The 15,036-nt window shown below is 66.2% G+C and carries 17 protein-coding genes; 12 read left to right on the top strand and 5 right to left on the bottom strand.

Annotated elements, in window-relative coordinates:
• The first annotated feature begins 2 nt into the window (after positions 1-2).
• From rpmJ to rplQ, 6 genes are all read left to right on the top strand, one after another.
• Positions 3-116 carry a 50S ribosomal protein L36 gene (rpmJ, locus tag AT699_RS31370; protein WP_003806928.1) on the top strand — a complete coding sequence of 38 codons (114 nt, stop codon included), beginning with the start codon at positions 3-5 and terminating at the stop codon, positions 114-116.
• Between the two features lie 43 nt (positions 117-159).
• Positions 160-525, top strand: coding sequence for a 30S ribosomal protein S13 (rpsM, locus tag AT699_RS30240; RefSeq protein WP_006389632.1), 366 nt, complete (start codon positions 160-162; stop codon positions 523-525).
• Positions 526-540: 15 nt separating this feature from the next.
• Positions 541-942 (top strand): 30S ribosomal protein S11, encoded by a 402-nt coding sequence (gene rpsK, locus AT699_RS30235; protein ID WP_006216516.1) that lies wholly within the window; start codon positions 541-543, stop codon positions 940-942.
• A gap of 11 nt (positions 943-953) precedes the next feature.
• Positions 954-1,577, top strand: a complete 624-nt coding sequence (gene rpsD / locus AT699_RS30230) for a 30S ribosomal protein S4 (protein WP_006389633.1) — start codon at positions 954-956, stop codon at positions 1,575-1,577.
• Between the two features lie 212 nt (positions 1,578-1,789).
• Positions 1,790-2,776, top strand: coding sequence for a DNA-directed RNA polymerase subunit alpha (locus AT699_RS30225; RefSeq protein ID WP_006216514.1), 987 nt, complete (start codon positions 1,790-1,792; stop codon positions 2,774-2,776).
• A gap of 187 nt (positions 2,777-2,963) precedes the next feature.
• Complete coding sequence (gene rplQ / locus AT699_RS30220; protein ID WP_024070778.1) at positions 2,964-3,356, top strand: 50S ribosomal protein L17; 393 nt, start codon at positions 2,964-2,966, stop codon at positions 3,354-3,356.
• A gap of 103 nt (positions 3,357-3,459) precedes the next feature.
• Here rplQ and AT699_RS30215 read toward each other — a convergent pair whose 3' ends face one another.
• A complete protein-coding gene (locus AT699_RS30215) occupies positions 3,460-3,897 on the bottom strand; it encodes an HIT family protein (protein ID WP_006389638.1) in 438 nt (145 codons plus the stop codon).
• 118 nt (positions 3,898-4,015) lie between these two features.
• Here AT699_RS30215 and cutA point away from each other — a divergent pair, with 118 nt between their 5' ends.
• The 3 genes from cutA to AT699_RS30200 all read left to right on the top strand — a co-directional run bounded on the left by cutA (position 4,016) and on the right by AT699_RS30200 (position 7,232).
• Entirely contained in the window at positions 4,016-4,363 is a 348-nt protein-coding gene (gene cutA / locus AT699_RS30210) for a divalent-cation tolerance protein CutA (protein ID WP_020925825.1), read from the top strand.
• Between the two features lie 32 nt (positions 4,364-4,395).
• Positions 4,396-6,237, top strand: a complete 1,842-nt coding sequence (gene dsbD, locus AT699_RS30205; protein ID WP_024070777.1) for a protein-disulfide reductase DsbD — start codon at positions 4,396-4,398, stop codon at positions 6,235-6,237.
• 131 nt (positions 6,238-6,368) lie between these two features.
• Positions 6,369-7,232 (top strand): DMT family transporter, encoded by an 864-nt coding sequence (locus tag AT699_RS30200; protein WP_050807770.1) that lies wholly within the window; start codon positions 6,369-6,371, stop codon positions 7,230-7,232.
• Positions 7,233-7,374: 142 nt separating this feature from the next.
• Here AT699_RS30200 and hemB read toward each other — a convergent pair whose 3' ends face one another.
• Together hemB and yihA are read right to left on the bottom strand one after the other, a co-directional pair.
• Positions 7,375-8,391: a porphobilinogen synthase gene (hemB, locus tag AT699_RS30195; protein ID WP_024070776.1), complete on the bottom strand. Its 1,017-nt coding sequence runs from the start codon at positions 8,389-8,391 to the stop codon at positions 7,375-7,377.
• Complete coding sequence (yihA, locus tag AT699_RS30190; protein ID WP_006389648.1) at positions 8,388-9,011, bottom strand: ribosome biogenesis GTP-binding protein YihA/YsxC; 624 nt, start codon at positions 9,009-9,011, stop codon at positions 8,388-8,390. Before yihA ends, hemB begins: the two co-directional genes overlap by 4 nt.
• Before the next feature lie 255 nt (positions 9,012-9,266).
• Between yihA and AT699_RS30185 the strand changes: the two genes are divergently transcribed.
• The 3 genes from AT699_RS30185 (at position 9,267) to ccsB (ending at position 13,522) form a co-directional block, all read left to right on the top strand.
• Complete coding sequence (locus AT699_RS30185; protein ID WP_026382019.1) at positions 9,267-9,968, top strand: c-type cytochrome; 702 nt, start codon at positions 9,267-9,269, stop codon at positions 9,966-9,968.
• A gap of 120 nt (positions 9,969-10,088) precedes the next feature.
• Positions 10,089-12,167, top strand: a complete 2,079-nt coding sequence (locus tag AT699_RS30180; RefSeq protein WP_006389652.1) for a cytochrome c biogenesis protein ResB — start codon at positions 10,089-10,091, stop codon at positions 12,165-12,167.
• Between the two features lie 8 nt (positions 12,168-12,175).
• Positions 12,176-13,522, top strand: a complete 1,347-nt coding sequence (gene ccsB / locus AT699_RS30175; protein ID WP_024070773.1) for a c-type cytochrome biogenesis protein CcsB — start codon at positions 12,176-12,178, stop codon at positions 13,520-13,522.
• A 60-nt stretch (positions 13,523-13,582) separates the two neighbouring features.
• Here ccsB and lysA read toward each other — a convergent pair whose 3' ends face one another.
• Complete coding sequence (gene lysA / locus AT699_RS30170; RefSeq protein WP_006389654.1) at positions 13,583-14,875, bottom strand: diaminopimelate decarboxylase; 1,293 nt, start codon at positions 14,873-14,875, stop codon at positions 13,583-13,585.
• Positions 14,872-15,000: an LPS translocon maturation chaperone LptM gene (gene lptM, locus AT699_RS31365; RefSeq protein WP_230846584.1), complete on the bottom strand. Its 129-nt coding sequence runs from the start codon at positions 14,998-15,000 to the stop codon at positions 14,872-14,874. The genes lysA and lptM overlap by 4 nt, the downstream gene beginning before the upstream one ends.
• Between the last annotated feature and the right edge of the window lie 36 nt (positions 15,001-15,036).

The following is a 15,036-nucleotide window of genomic DNA, read 5'->3' as shown; positions in this document are numbered from 1 at the left end:
CCATGAAAGTAATGGCATCGGTTAAGCGGATCTGCCGCAACTGCAAAGTTATCAAACGTCACGGCGTGGTGCGCGTTATCTGCACCGACCCGCGTCACAAGCAGCGTCAAGGCTAACTCGGGTTAGCGACTACGCAACGGATTTATTCAAGGAACAGTCATGGCCCGTATTGCTGGCATTAACATTCCGCCGCATCAGCACGCCGAGATCGGCCTGACCGCCATTTTTGGCATCGGTCGTACGCGCGCTCGCAAGATCTGCGAAGCGGCTAACGTCCCGTTTGACAAAAAGGTCAAGGATCTGAGCGACGCTGAGCTGGAACGCGTCCGTGAACACGTTGGTGTGTTCACGGTCGAAGGTGACCTGCGTCGTGAAGTGCAGCTCTCGATCAAGCGTTTGATCGACCTGGGAACCTACCGCGGCATGCGCCACAAGCGCGGCCTGCCCGTGCGCGGCCAGCGCACTCGCACCAACGCTCGCACCCGCAAGGGCCCGCGTCGTGCTGCTGCGTCCCTGAAGAAATAATCGAGGAACTGGATTATGGCGAAAGCTTCCACCAGCGGCGCTTCGCGCGTGCGCAAAAAGGTCAAGAAGAACGTCTCGGACGGCATCGCGCACGTTCACGCTTCGTTCAACAACACCATCATCACCATCACCGACCGTCAGGGCAACGCTTTGTCGTGGGCCACGTCGGGCGGTGCCGGCTTCAAGGGTTCGCGCAAGTCGACTCCGTTCGCCGCGCAGGTTGCCGCTGAAACGGCTGGCCGCGTTGCGCTGGAATACGGCATCAAGACGCTGGAAGTGCGTATCAAGGGCCCCGGCCCCGGCCGTGAATCGTCGGTCCGCGCGCTGAACGCGCTGGGCATCAAGATCTCGTCCATCGCCGACATCACGCCCGTTCCGCACAACGGCTGCCGTCCGCCGAAGCGTCGTCGTATCTAAAGGGAATCCACATGGCACGTTATATTGGACCCAAATGCAAGCTCTCGCGCCGCGAGGGTACTGACCTGTTCCTGAAGAGCGCCCGCCGCTCGCTGGATTCCAAGTGCAAGCTGGATTCCAAGCCTGGCCAACACGGCCGCACTTCGGGTGCCCGCACTTCCGACTACGGCCTGCAGCTGCGCGAAAAGCAAAAGCTCAAGCGCATGTACGGCGTGCTGGAAAAGCAATTCCGCAAGTACTTCGCTGAAGCCGAGCGTCGCCGTGGCAACACCGGCGAAACGCTGATCCAGCTGCTGGAATCGCGCCTGGACAACGTCGTCTACCGCATGGGCTTCGGCTCGACCCGCGCCGAAGCTCGCCAGCTGGTGAGCCACCGCGCCATCGAACTGAACGGCCACACCGCCGACATCGCTTCGATGCTGGTCAAGGCTGGCGACGTCATCTCGATCCGCGAAAAGGCCAAGAAGCAAGGCCGCATCAAGGAATCGCTCGACCTGGCCACCAGCATCGGCATCCCCCAGTGGGTGGAAGTCGACACGACCAAGCTGACCGGCACGTTCAAGTCGGCCCCCGATCGCGCTGACGTCGCTCGCGACATCAACGAATCGATGGTCGTCGAACTGTACTCGCGTTAATCACGCCTGCCGGCGCCTCCTTCGCAAGGTGCTGGCGAGCTGGTTTCGCGACCGGTTTGCAAGTCTCGCAGCAGCCCGCTTTCCGCCATTTGGCGGGGCGGGCTTTGCGGTAAGTATCGGGCGGCTTTTTCGTCGCCCGCGTTTCACGTTTCAACCTGTCCATCAGCCTTATCGGTGTAACGAGCCGAGGGTATTGAAAAGGAACACAGTACATGTCCACTCAAGGTTTCCTGAAGCCGCGCTCCATTGAAGTCGAACCGGTCGGCACCCACCATGCCAAGATCGTGATGGAGCCGTTCGAGCGCGGCTACGGCCATACGCTGGGCAACGCCCTGCGCCGCATCCTGCTGTCTTCGATGACCGGCTACGCGCCGACCGAAGTCCAGATGACGGGCGTGGTGCACGAATACTCGACCATCCCGGGCGTTCGCGAAGATGTCGTCGACATCCTGCTGAACCTGAAGGGCGTGGTCTTCAAGCTGCACAACCGTGACGAAGTCACCCTGGTCCTGCGCAAGACCGGCGCCGGCACCGTGCTGGCCAGCGACATCGAGCTGCCGCACGACGTCGAGATCATCAACCCCGGCCACGCCATCTGCAACCTGACGGACGCGGGCAAGCTGGAAATGCAGATCAAGGTCGAAAAGGGCCGTGGCTACGTGCCGGGCAACGTGCGCGCGCTGTCGGAAGACCGCACCCACACCATCGGCCGCATCGTCCTGGACGCCTCGTTCAGCCCGGTCCGCCGCGTCAGCTACGCGGTTGAAAGCGCCCGCGTGGAACAGCGCACCGACCTGGACAAGCTGGTGCTGGACATCGAAACCAACGGCGTCATCTCGCCCGAGGAAGCGGTGCGCCAGTCGGCCCGCATCCTGATGGACCAGATCTCGGTCTTCGCCGCCCTGGAAGGCGCCGGCGATTCGTACGAAGCCCCGGTCCGCGGCACGCCGCAGATCGACCCGGTCCTGCTGCGTCCGGTCGACGACCTGGAACTGACCGTGCGTTCGGCCAACTGCCTGAAGGCCGAAAACATCTACTACATCGGCGACCTGATCCAGCGTACCGAGAACGAACTGCTCAAGACCCCGAACCTGGGTCGCAAGTCGCTCAACGAGATCAAGGAAGTGCTGGCCGCACGCGGCCTGACGCTGGGCATGAAGCTCGAAAACTGGCCCCCGCTGGGCCTGGAGCGTCCGTAAGTCTTGAAGGGTGGCGCCCCTGTCGCGGGGGCGCTTCCCGCGGCGCCCGGCCTTGCCGCCGGGCGGTTTGCGAAACCGTCGTAAAATGCACCGTTTTCCACCGGACCGCGGCCTGGTTGCAGGTCGATAGAAGAGCCGGATAACCCGATGGCGGAAACGCCTTCACTAGATTCAAAGGATACTTATCATGCGTCACGGTAATGGCTTGCGTAAGCTCAACCGCACCAGCAGTCACCGTCTTGCCATGTTCCGCAACATGGCCGTTTCGTTGATCACCCACGAAGCCATCAAGACCACGCTGCCCAAGGCGAAAGAACTGCGCCGCGTCATCGAACCCCTGATCACGCTGGGTAAAGAACCCACCCTCGCGAACAAGCGTCTGGCTTTTGCCCGTCTGCGCGATCGCGACGCCGTGGTGAAGCTCTTCGCCGAAATCGGCCCGCGCTACGCGGCCCGCAACGGCGGCTACACCCGCGTGCTGAAGATGGGTTTCCGTCAAGGCGACAACGCTCCCATGGCTTTCATGGAGCTGGTCGACCGTCCGGAAGTCGATGAGTCCGCTGAGGACAGCGCCGAATAAGTTTCGGTGTCTAGATAAGCGACAAGGGCGGGTCTTCGGACCCGCCCTTGTTTTTTTTGCGCGGCGCGCGCGGGGCGCCCTGGCGGCGCAGGCGCGCCGATCGCTACGAAGCGTGCAGTTCGCCCCGCAACTGCGCGGCGGTGGCCGCCAGCGCCTCCTGGGGCGCCTGGGGCGGCATGCGGAAGGTCAGGTCCTGCTGCTCGATGTACTGCGTCGAGGTCACGTCCTGCGGATGGTGCATGGGGATCACGTGCGCATGGGTATGCGCGACGTGGATGCCGGTGAAGGCGAAGCCGACGCGGTCCACGCCATACAGCCGCTTCATGTGGCGGCCCAGCTTCTGCCCCAGGTTGACGATGTGGCCGGCCAGGTCGGCGGGCATGTCTTCGTAGTACGGATAGTGCTGCTTGGGAATGATGAGCGTGTGTCCGGGGCGCACCGGCTGGATGTCCAGGAACGCCATCAGGCGGTCGTCTTCGTGGATGATGTGGGCCGGTATCTCGTGGCGGGCGATGCGGCAGAACAGGCAGTTATCGGACATGCTTGCCTCGGTGGGAATGGAATGCGGTGGCCGCGGGTCCGATTGCGGGCGGACGCGGGCGGCAATATCGATAAAATACCCCGAGTTACATCCGACACGGGTATTCCCAGGAGGCTCCATGTTGCGCGATGACGACGTCGTGCTGGTCATCAGCAACGCGCCGGATCTGTTGCTGGCCAAGCGTATCGCCCACGTGCTGGTCGAAGATGGCCTGGCGGCCTGCGTGAACCTTGGCGCGCCGGGTCTGTCCATCTACCAGTGGCAAGGCGAGGTGGAAGGGGCCGAGGAAATCCCCATCCACATCAAGACCACCTACGCGCGCCACCAGGCCGTGGTCCAGGCCCTGGCGCAGATGCATCCCTACGACGTGCCCGAAATCATCGTGCTGCCGGTCATCGGCGGCGCCGCGCCCTATCTCGACTGGGTGCGCCAGCAGACGGCCGCCGTGCAGAACAAGAGAGACTGATGTTGCAACCCGCGGTCCGGCTCCACGCGCCGATGCGTGCCTTTTTTCCCAAGTTGCTGGCGGCGCTGGCCATGGCGCTGCTGTGGCTGGCCTGGAACGCGCCGGCGCGCGCCGAGGCCGAGTTCCTCGAGCCGGAAAAGGCCTTCGTCTTCAGCGCGGCGATGGCCACGCCGGATACCGTCGAGCTGCGCTTCCGGGTGGCGCCGGGCTATTACATGTACCGCGAGCGCTTCGGCATCAGCATCAGCCCCCTGGGCGCGGCTACCCTGGGCGAGCCGGTCTACCCCAAGGGCGAGGTCAAGTACGACCCGACCTTCGAGAAGGACATGGAGGTCTACCACCAGGACGTGGTGATCCGGGTGCCGGTGACGCCCGGTGGCCAGCCGTTCACGCTGACGCTGACCGGGCAGGGCTGCGCCGATGCCGGCCTGTGCTATCCGCCGATGGACAGCAGTGTGAAGCTGACGCCGGTGGCGGGCGGCTACGCGCTGGCGGGCGGCGGTGGCGCCTCGGCCGCGCCGGCGGCATCGGGCGGCGGCCTGAGCGCGCTGGTGAACGCGGGCGACACCGGCCTGGCCGATGCCCTGGGCGGGCTGGGCTGGATCAAGACGGCCGGCGTGTTCCTGGTGCTGGGCCTGTTGCTGGCGTTCACGCCCTGCGTGCTGCCCATGATTCCCATCCTGTCGTCGATCGTGCTGGGCGGCGCCAGCCAGGAACGCCCGACGCGCGGCCGTGGCCTGGCGTTGGCGGCGACCTACGTGCTGGGCATGTCGGTGGTCTACACCGCGCTGGGCGTGGCCGCCGGCCTGAGCGGCGCGGGCCTGGCCGCGTGGCTGCAGACGCCGTGGATCCTGACGCTGTTCGCGATCCTGCTGGCGGTGCTGGCGCTGGCGATGTTCGATGCCTTCACCTTCCAGATGCCGTCCGGCATTCAGGCGCGGCTGGCCGAGCGCTCGTCGCGCATTCCCGGCGGCCGTTACACCGGCGCGTTGCTGATGGGCGCGCTGTCGGCGCTGATCGTCGGGCCGTGCGTGGCCGCGCCGCTGGCCGGCGCGTTGCTGTACATCTCGCAGACCGGCGACGTGGTGCTGGGGGGCTCGGCCCTGTTCGCGATGGCGTGGGGCATGGGCGTGCCGCTGCTGATCGTCGGCGCCTCGTCGGGCGCGTTGCTGCCCAAGGCCGGGCCGTGGATGGATGGCGTCAAGCGGCTGTTCGGCATGCTGCTGCTGGCGACCGCGTGGTGGATGCTGATTCCGGTGGTGCCGACCTGGGTGCAGATGACCGGCTGGGCCTTCCTGGCGATCGTCGGCGCCGTGATGCTGCGCGCGTTCGACGCGTTGCCGGCGGGCGCCGGCTCGGCGCGCATGTTCGGCAAGGGCGTCGGCCTGTTGCTGGCCCTGGCCGCGGCCGCGTGGCTGGTCGGCGCGGCCAGCGGCGGCCGCGACGTGCTGCAGCCGCTGTCGCACTTTGCTTCCGGCGGCCCGGCGGCCTCGGGCGCCGCCGCGCATGCCGGCGAGGTGCAATTCAAGCGCGTGCGCAACAACGCCGAGCTGGACGCGCTGCTGGCCGCGAGCACGCAGCCGGTGATGCTGGACTTCTACGCCGACTGGTGCGTGTCGTGCCGCGAGATGGAGCGCTTCACCTTCACCGATCCGGGCGTGGCGCAACGCATGGCCGGCATGCTGCTGGTGCAGGCCGACGTCACCGCCAACAATGCCGATGACCGTGCGCTGCTCAAGCGTTTCCGCCTGTTCGGCCCGCCGGGGATCATGTTCTTCGCGCCCGGCGGCAAGGAGCTGCCGGACGCCCGTGTCGTGGGCTTCCAGGACGCCAAGCGCTTCGCCGACTCGCTGGACCGCGTGCTATTGCGCTGAGCGGCGGCCGGCCGCTACCATGAGGGTTCGCGCCGCGTGGGCGGCGCCTCCAACCCCTCAGGCCGGCGCCCGTGACGTCTTCGACAGTCGATGCAAGCCAGGACCGCACCGGTCTGATCTATCTGCAACTGATGTTCGTCATGGCCACCTGGGGCCTGAACATCGTCTCCATCAAGTACCTGACGCAGCACATGGATATCCGCGCCCTGGCGGCCTTGCGGATCGCCGTGGCGTTCGTTGCCGTCACCCTCATCGTCAAGGCGCGTCGCGGCCGCATTCCGAGGCTGGGGCGCGTGGAACTGGCCTGGGTCGCGCTGGCCGGCTTCCTGGTGGTGTATGCGCACCAGACCGCGCTGGTGTACGGGCTGCAGTTCTCGTCGGCCGCCAACGGCACGCTGCTGATGGCCACCAGTCCCTTGCTGTCGGCGCTGCTGGCGGCGCTGTTCTATCGCGAGCGGCTGACATGGCTGCGGATCGCCGGCGCCTTGCTGGGGCTGGCGGGCGTGGCCATGGTGGTGGTGGGCAGCGGCGCGCAAATCGGCCTGACCGGTTGGGGCGACGCCATCGTGTTCCTGGCGGTGGCGGTGTTCGTGTTCGGCGGGCTGGTGATCCAGCGCATCTCGCGCACGCTCGATCCGCTGGCGATGCTCTGGTACATGTACTTGGCCGGCGGCCTGATGTTGATGGCGCATGCGGCCATGACGCCGTCGTCCTATGACGCGGACAACTGGAGCATGACGTGGTGGCCGTGGCTGGTGCTGCTGTTCTCGGCGGTGATCGCCTCGGGCGTCAGCAACATCCTGTGGAACGCGGGCATTGCCAGGCTGGGGATCAGCCGCGCCGCGCTGTTCGTGAACTGGCTGCCGATCTTCGGCCTGCTGTTCGCCGCGCTGTTCCTGGACGAGCACGTCACGCTGGTGCACGTGGCGGGGCTGGCCTGCATTCTCAGCGGCACCTGGCTGGGCCTGCGCCGCTGCGCGCCGGCGTCGCGTTGAAACCGTGGCGGGCCGCAAGGGCCCGCCGGTAGTTGGCGCGTTGCATGGGCGCGTTTCGTGTGCGCGTTTCGTGTGCGCGTTTCATGCCGGGGCGCGCGGATGACGAGCGGGGCAGGGCCGAGCAGGCCCCCGCCAGCCGCGATCAGCGCTGCTGCTTGAGCAGCCGCGCCGCTTCGATCGCGAAGTACGTCAGGATGCCGTCGGCGCCGGCGCGCTTGAATGCCAGCAGCGCTTCCATCATGACCTTGTCATGATCCAGCCAGCCATTGGCCGAGGCCGCCTTGATCATCGCGTATTCACCGCTCACCTGGTAGGCGAAGGTCGGCACGCGGAAGGTGTCCTTGACGCGGCGCAGCACGTCCAGGTAGGGCATGCCGGGCTTGACCATGACCATGTCGGCGCCTTCCTGCAGGTCGGCGGCCACTTCACGCAGCGCTTCGTCCAGGTTGCCCGGGTCCATCTGGTAGGCCATCTTGTTGGACTTGCCCAGGTTGGTGGCGGAACCGACGGCATCGCGGAACGGGCCGTAGAAGGCGCTGGCGTACTTGGCCGAGTAGGCCATGATCTGGGTGTGGATGTAGCCGTTGGCCTCGAGCGCGCGGCGCACGGCGCCGATGCGGCCGTCCATCATGTCGCTGGGGGCGACCATGTCGACGCCGGCCGCGGCCTGCGTCAGGGCCTGCTTGACGAGGATCTCGACGGTCGGCTCGTTGACGACGTAGCCGTTTTCATCGATGACGCCGTCCTGGCCGTGGCTGGTGTACGGGTCCAGCGCCACGTCGCACAGCACGCCGAGGTCGGGGAAGTGCTTCTTGAGTTCGCGCACCACGCGCGGGATCAGGCCCTCGGGGTTGGTGGCCTCGATGCCGTCGGGCGTCTTGAGCGCCGGGTCGATGGCGGGAAACAGCGACAGCACCGGGATGCCCAGGGCCACGCATTCCTCGGCCACCGGCAGCAGCGTGTCCAGCGAATAGCGCACCACGCCCGGCAGCGACGCAACAGGCTGCTTCAGGCCATTGCCCTCGGCCACGAAGACCGGATAGATCAGGTCGTTGACGGTGAGGGCGTTCTCGCGCACCAGGCGGCGGGTGTAGTCGTCGCGGCGCAGGCGGCGGGGGCGGGAAACCGGGAAGTCGGGGGTGATGATCTGCGGGTTCATGGTACGACCTTGGGAGAAATCCAGTTTTCTATGTGCGCGCCAGCTTCTTCCAGGCCGATGCGCTCCGGCGCCGAGAAGGGGATGGTGTGCAGGGCGCCGATGTCCGCCAGGTCTTTGCGCACCGAGAACACGGTGCGCACGCGCTGGCCGTAAGGCAGCTTGTCGGCTTTGGTGAGCAGCGCCAGCACCGGACGGCCGGTGGGGGCGATGAAGTTGGCCAGGCGGCGGTCCAGTTCGGTGACGCCGCGGCGGATGTCGATGAGCAGCACGATGCCGGCCAGCGATTCGCGGTCGCGCAGGTAGCCGCCCAGGATGTCGGCCCACTTTTCCTTTTCGTCGCGGGCCACGGACGCGTAGCCGTAGCCGGGCAGGTCGACGAGGTAGCCGATGTGGCCTTCCGGATCCAGCGGGTCGGGCAGGCCGAACATGTTGATGAGCCGCGTGCGGCCCGGCGTCTTGCTCGAGAAGGCGAGACGGCGCTGGTTGCACAGCACGTTGATGGCCGTGGACTTGCCGGCGTTGGAGCGGCCGACGAAGCAAACCTCGGGCGCGTCAGGAGGCGGCAACTGGTCGAGGCGAGCGGCCGACGTAAGGAAAGAGGCGCGATGTAGGAGGGACACGGGTGGCTTTGGATACGGTTGGTTTCGAGCCCTATTGTATAATCCGGCGTTTGCAACAGTGGTCCCCGTGCGCGGAGCCGTCTCTTTTGCTTACTGTTGAGGGTATTTCGTACCAGCCGGACATCCGGTTTCCCAGGTACTTGCGCCTTTGACGAGCAGGCAATCGGGCAAATCAGGTTCGATACGGTTTTCCAGATGTGCGGGCAGGCGTGGGCGCCTTTTTGCGCCTTGATCGATGTGATCGTCGAGGTCTTCATGAAGCGTGTGCTGTCCCGGATGTTGGTTGCGAGCGGGCTGTTGCTCGGCGCCTCCGCCTTTTCTACTACGAGTCTCGCCGCCGAAGGCGCCGCGGGTCCGGCCAAGCCAGATGCCGCCAAGGGCGGGCAGCTGTTTGACCAGGGCGACGCCTCGCGCGGCATCATCGCCTGTGCGTCCTGTCATGGCGCGGCGGGTAACAGCACCATCCCGGTGAATCCCAACCTGGCCGCGCAACCCCACGAATACCTGGTCAAGCAGCTGACCGACTTCCAGGTCAAGCAGGGCGCCAAGCTGCCTGTGCGCAACGGGCCCGGCGGCAATCCCACTCCCATGACCGCCATGGCGCAGAACCTGACGCCGGCCGACATGCAGAACATCGCGCTGTACCTGGCGCAGCAGCCGCTGAAAGAGCCGGCCACCGCCGGCCAGGAGAAGTTGGTTGATCTGGGTCAAAAGATCTGGCGCGGCGGTTTGCCCGAGCGCAATGTTCCGGCTTGTGCCGCATGCCATTCTGCCAATGGCGCGGGCATTCCGGGCCAGTACCCCCGGCTGTCGGGTCAGTTTCCCATGTACATCGAAGAGCAGCTCAAGCTGTTCCGCAGCGGCGATCGCGCCAACGACGTGATGCACGCCGTGGCCGACCGGATGTCGGATGCCGACATCAAGGCCGTGGCGGACTACGCGGCCGGCTTGCGGTAACCACCTGCCGGCAATGCGCGCGGCTGGTCCGCGTTCACGCAAACCTGAGCATGGCGGAACCTGGTCCCGCCACGCGCTGTCTACGAGGGGGGTAGCCGATTGCGCGGCCCCCCTTTTTTCATGAATTCGACTCAGACACACTCCCGTCCCTCCCTGCGCAGCCTGCCCCGCGATCTGTTCGAATTGCTGGGCTCGATGCGGTTCGCCGTCAGCCTGCTGATGTTCATCTGCGTGGCCAGCCTGGTGGGGACGGTCCTGCAGCAGAACCGGTCGTCCAATAACTACATCGACCAGTTCGGCCCGTTCTGGTTCGAGGTGTTCGACAAGTTCTCGATCTGGCACGTCTACAACAGCTGGTGGTTCCTGCTGATCATGGCGTTCCTGGTGATCTCGACTTCGGTCTGCCTGATCCGCAACGCGCCCAAGATGCTGCGTGATGCGCGTTCGTTCCGCGAACACGTGCGCGGCGGCAGCCTGCGGGCCTTCCCGCACCGCGTCGAGACCGACGCGCCCAGCGACGTGCCGCAGACCGCGGCCGGCCTGACGGCGCTGCTCAAGCGCATGGGCTATGCGGTGCGCGAGCGCCAGGACAGCACCGGCGTGCTGCTGGCGGCCAAGAAGGGCAGCGCAAACCGGCTGGGCTACGTATTCGCCCACGCCGCCATGGTCATCATCTGTGTCGGCGGCCTGCTCGACAGCGAGCTGCCGGTGCGCCTGCAGGTCATGTTCGGCGGCAAGAAGCCGATCGTCGAGAACATGCTGATCTCGGAAGTGCCGGAAAGCGGCCGCCTGTCGGTCAACAATCCCAGCTTCCGCGCCAGCGTGCTGGTCCCGGAGAACGGCCAGGCCAGCACGGCGGTGGTGATGGTGGGCGACGGCGCCCTGGTGCAGCCCATGCCCTTCACGTTGAAGTTGAAGAAATTCATCGTCGATTACTACTCGACCGGTATGCCCAGCCGCTTCGCCAGCGAAGTGGAAGTGACGGATCCCGATACCGGCAAGTCGTTCGACTCGACCATCGAAGTCAATGAGCCGCTGCGCTTCAAGGGCATGACGGTCTACCAGTCCAGCTTCGACGATGGCGGCAGCACGGTGGTGCTCAAGGGCTACCCGCTGGTGGGCGCGGACAGCGCCACGTTCAATGTCGACGGCACGGTGGGCAAGACCGCCGAAGTAACCGCTCACACTGCGCGCGGCCCGCGCAGCATGAACGTGGAAATCACGGCCCTGCGTCCGATCAACGTCGAGGACCTGACCGGTGGCGAGCCCAAGGGGGGCAACCAGAGCTTCGCCGAGCACGTCGCCTCGGTGGCCGGCAGCGCGGCGGGCAAGAAGAACGAAAACCTGCGCAACGTGGGCCCCAGCGTCGAATACAAGCTGATCGACGACGCGGGCCAGGCGCATGAATTCCAGAATTACATGTTGCCGGTGCAGCTGGACGGCGCCAGCGTGTTCCTGGCTGGTGTGCGCAACAACGCGTCCGAGCCCTTCCGTTACCTGCGGATCCCGGCCGACGACGACAGTTCGGTGGCGGAGTTCATGCGTTTGCGCGCCACGCTGGCCGATCCGGCGGCGCGGCAGGAGGCGGCGCGCCGCTTCGCCGAACGCAACAGCCCGAGCGGCGCGGACCGCCAGCCCTTGCAGACGGCCGCCGAGCGCGCCCTGGAAACCTATGCTTCCGGCGGCCTGCAGGCCGTCGCCGCGTTCCTGCAGGCCAACACGCCGGCCGCCGACCTGGAGCGCGCCGCGGACGTGGTCATTCGACTGATCGGCGCCAGCATGAACGAATTGCGGGCGGTCGAGCGCGAGCGCGCCGGATTGCCGCCGGTCCCGACCGAGGGCCCCGAGGCCGAGCGCGCGGCAGTGTGGTCGCGCCTGGCGGTGGCGGCGCTGTCCGACCTGACCGTCTATCCGGCGCCGGTGTTCTTCTCTCTGGCTGATTTCAACCACGTGCAGGCCAGCGTGTTCCAGGTCAGCCGCACGCCGGGCAAGAATACGGTCTACCTGGGCAGCCTGTTGCTGGTCCTGGGGGTGTTTTCGATGTTCTATATTCGGGATCGCCGCGTCTGGATCTGGATCAAGCCGCAGGAAGGCGGCAGCGGCATCCTGGCGGCGATGACGTCGCAGAAGCGTACACTCGACTTCAACCAGGAGTTCGATCGCTTCAAGCAGGCGCTGCTGCGCCAGAAAGGGTCTTAAGGTTTCCTATGTCCACGACCACCACCACGCATTCCCCCACGCCCGACAACCTCTGGCAGGACAGCCTGTCCGAGACCGGTGACAGCCGCGCGCAGCGCGGCCGGCCGGACTGGACGGACATCGTGTTCTTCCTGCTGCTGGCGGCGGGCGCCGGTTTCGCGCTGACGCGTTTCAGCGGCGCCATGGACTACTACGAGAAGATCATCCTGTGCGGCACCGTGCCGGTGCTGGCCTGGATGGGCTGGCTGTGGCGGCCCCTGCGCCGCCTGATGGTGGCCTGTGCGATCGCGGCCGGCCTGGCACTGATGCTCTACGGCAACGACCTGGCGCGGGCCGAGCAGGTGTTCTTCCTGAAATACCTGTTCTCGTCGCAGTCGGCCATCCTGTGGATGAGCGCGCTGTTCGCGCTGGCCATGGTCTGCTACTGGATCGGTTTCTTCAGCCCGACCGCGGCCTGGCTGGGCACGGCCCTGACGTGGGGCGCGGTGTTCGCGGGCGTCACCGGCCTGCTGGTGCGCTGGCGCGAGGGCCACCTGATGGGCCCGGATCTGGGCCACATCCCGGTCAGCAACCTGTACGAAGTGTTCGTGCTGTTCGCGCTGATCACGGCGTTGTTCTATCTGTACTACGAACGCAAGTACGCCACGCGCGCGCTGGGCGGCTTCGTGCTGCTGGTGGTGACCTCGGCGGTGGTGTTCCTGCTGTGGTATTCGTTCACGCGCGATGCCGGGCAGATCCAGCCGCTGGTGCCGGCGCTCAAGAGCTGGTGGATGAAGCTGCATGTGCCCGCCAACTTCATCGGCTACGGCACCTTCTCGCTGGCGGCCATGGTCGGTTTCGCCTACCTGATCAAGCAGCACGGCCAGACCTCGTCGTGGCTCAAGCTGGCGCCGCTGTTCGTGCTGGGCGTGCTGCTGTGCGCCGAGCCCATGGTGTTCCGCACCGACGGCCTGTCGGCCACCTGGATGCTGTATTTCGGCATCGGCGCGGTGATCGTCGGCGCCATCCTGCTGGGCCGGCGCCGCATCGCCGCCGCGCTGCCGCCGCTGGAGGTGCTGGACGACATCATGTACCGCGCCATCGCCATCGGCTTCGCCTTCTTCACCGTGGCGACCATCCTGGGCGCGCTGTGGGCCGCGGACGCCTGGGGCGCATACTGGCAGTGGGACCCCAAGGAAACCTGGGCGCTGATCGTCTGGCTGAACTACGCGGCCTGGCTGCACATGCGGCTGATCAAGGGCCTGCGCGGCACGATGGCGGCCTACTGGGCGCTGACGGGGCTGCTGATCACCGGCTTTGCCTTCCTGGGAGTGAACATGTTCCTGTCCGGGCTGCATTCGTACGGCCAGCTCTGATTGTTCCATCCATGTGAAAAGGCCCCGTTCGGGGCCTTTTCACATGGCGCAGGGCAGGGATCAGGGCAACGTCGACTCGCCGCGCAGCAGGTCGTCGAGGGTCTCGCGCTGGCGCACCACATGGTAGTGGCCGCCGTCGACCATGACTTCGGCCGCACGGGGGCGAGTGTTGTAGTTGCCTGCCATCGTCATGCCATAGGCGCCGGCCGATTCCAGCGCCAGCACGTCATCTTGTTCGAGCACCAACGCGCGTTGGCGTGCCAGCCAGTCGGCGCTTTCGCAGACCGGGCCGACGACGTCGTAGTCGATCGTGTCGCCGGCGCGCGGGCGCAGGGGCTGCAGGCCATGCCAGGCGTCATACAGCGCCGGCCGCAGCAGGTCGTTCATGGCCGCGTCGACGACGGCAAAATTGCGCGCCTCGCCGTGCTTGAGGTACTGAACCGTGGTCAACAACACGCCGGCGTTGCCGACCAGCGAGCGGCCCGGTTCCAGTACCAGCCGCAAATGATCCTGGCCGCGGGCCTGCAGGCGTTGGAACACGTGATCCAGCAGCGCCTTGGGCGAAGGCGGCATTTCATCGTTGTAGCGGATGCCCAGGCCGCCGCCCAGGTCCAGGTGCGACAGGCGGATGCCGATGCCCTCGAGGTCGGCGACCAGATCGAGGAGTTTTTCCAATGCGTCGAAATAGGGACTGATGTCGGTCAGCTGCGAACCGATATGGCAATCCAGGCCGGTGATTTCCAGGCCCGGCAGCAGGCGGGCGCTGCGATATGCGTCCAGCGCCGCGCCGATGGGAATGCCGAACTTGTTTTCCTTCAGGCCGGTGGAAATGTAGGGGTGGGTTTGCGCATCGACGTCCGGGTTGACGCGCAGCGATACCCGGGCACGCTGCCCGGCTTCCTGGGCCACGTCGGACAGCCGCTGCAGTTCGGCCTCGGATTCGACGTTGAAGCACATGACGCCGGCAGCCAGGGCGGCGCGCATTTCCCAGACCTGCTTGCCGACGCCGGAAAAGACGATTTTGGCGGGATCCGCGCCCGCGGCCAGGGCGCGCTTGAGTTCGCCGCCGGACACAATGTCGAACCCCGCGCCCAGGCGGGCGAATTCCTTCAGGATGGCCAGGTTGGAATTGGCCTTCATGCCGTAGCAGACCAGGACGGGGCGCTGGCCAACGGCGCTGCGATAGGTGTCCCAGGCGGCGCGTAGCGCGGCGCGCGAGTATACGTACAGGGGCGTTCCCAGTTGTCCGGCCAGATGGTCCAGCGGCACGTCTTCGGCGTACAGCACGTTGTTGCGGTACTGGAAGTAGGGGTGCCCGGCCAGTTCGGGCGGAACCGGGAACGCGGCGGTCATGGCAGTGTGGGGGTGGCCGGTATCTGAGGCACCTGGGGCGTGGACTGGCGCTGCCCGGGTGGGGGCGGCTTGCCATCAGGCGTGGGCATGTACAAAGGACCCTTGTAGCCGCAGGCCGCAACCATGCCGGTCGCCACGAGCGTGGCTACAATGCGAAGAGA

Source organism: Achromobacter xylosoxidans (genome assembly GCF_001457475.1).
In the GTDB taxonomy this organism is placed as follows: Bacteria; Pseudomonadota; Gammaproteobacteria; order Burkholderiales; family Burkholderiaceae_B; genus Achromobacter; species Achromobacter xylosoxidans.
The sequence above is the reverse complement of the archived record's forward strand: the minus strand, read 5'-3'. Positions and strand labels throughout refer to the sequence as shown.

What these genes read in the sequence shown, in the direction of transcription:
- rpmJ (WP_003806928.1), top strand. Translation starts at nt 3, where the DNA reads ATGAAAGTAATGGCATCGGTTAAGCGGATCTGCCGCAACTGCAAAGTT.
- rpsM (WP_006389632.1), top strand. Translation starts at nt 160, where the DNA reads ATGGCCCGTATTGCTGGCATTAACATTCCGCCGCATCAGCACGCCGAG.
- rpsK (WP_006216516.1), top strand. Translation starts at nt 541, where the DNA reads ATGGCGAAAGCTTCCACCAGCGGCGCTTCGCGCGTGCGCAAAAAGGTC.
- rpsD (WP_006389633.1), top strand. Translation starts at nt 954, where the DNA reads ATGGCACGTTATATTGGACCCAAATGCAAGCTCTCGCGCCGCGAGGGT.
- AT699_RS30225 (WP_006216514.1), top strand. Translation starts at nt 1,790, where the DNA reads ATGTCCACTCAAGGTTTCCTGAAGCCGCGCTCCATTGAAGTCGAACCG.
- rplQ (WP_024070778.1), top strand. Translation starts at nt 2,964, where the DNA reads ATGCGTCACGGTAATGGCTTGCGTAAGCTCAACCGCACCAGCAGTCAC.
- AT699_RS30215 (WP_006389638.1), bottom strand. Translation starts at nt 3,897, where the DNA reads ATGTCCGATAACTGCCTGTTCTGCCGCATCGCCCGCCACGAGATACCG.
- cutA (WP_020925825.1), top strand. Translation starts at nt 4,016, where the DNA reads ATGTTGCGCGATGACGACGTCGTGCTGGTCATCAGCAACGCGCCGGAT.
- dsbD (WP_024070777.1), top strand. Translation starts at nt 4,396, where the DNA reads ATGCGTGCCTTTTTTCCCAAGTTGCTGGCGGCGCTGGCCATGGCGCTG.
- AT699_RS30200 (WP_050807770.1), top strand. Translation starts at nt 6,369, where the DNA reads ATGTTCGTCATGGCCACCTGGGGCCTGAACATCGTCTCCATCAAGTAC.
- hemB (WP_024070776.1), bottom strand. Translation starts at nt 8,391, where the DNA reads ATGAACCCGCAGATCATCACCCCCGACTTCCCGGTTTCCCGCCCCCGC.
- AT699_RS30185 (WP_026382019.1), top strand. Translation starts at nt 9,267, where the DNA reads ATGAAGCGTGTGCTGTCCCGGATGTTGGTTGCGAGCGGGCTGTTGCTC.
- AT699_RS30180 (WP_006389652.1), top strand. Translation starts at nt 10,089, where the DNA reads ATGAATTCGACTCAGACACACTCCCGTCCCTCCCTGCGCAGCCTGCCC.
- ccsB (WP_024070773.1), top strand. Translation starts at nt 12,176, where the DNA reads ATGTCCACGACCACCACCACGCATTCCCCCACGCCCGACAACCTCTGG.
- lysA (WP_006389654.1), bottom strand. Translation starts at nt 14,875, where the DNA reads ATGACCGCCGCGTTCCCGGTTCCGCCCGAACTGGCCGGGCACCCCTAC.
- lptM (WP_230846584.1), bottom strand. Translation starts at nt 15,000, where the DNA reads ATGGTTGCGGCCTGCGGCTACAAGGGTCCTTTGTACATGCCCACGCCT.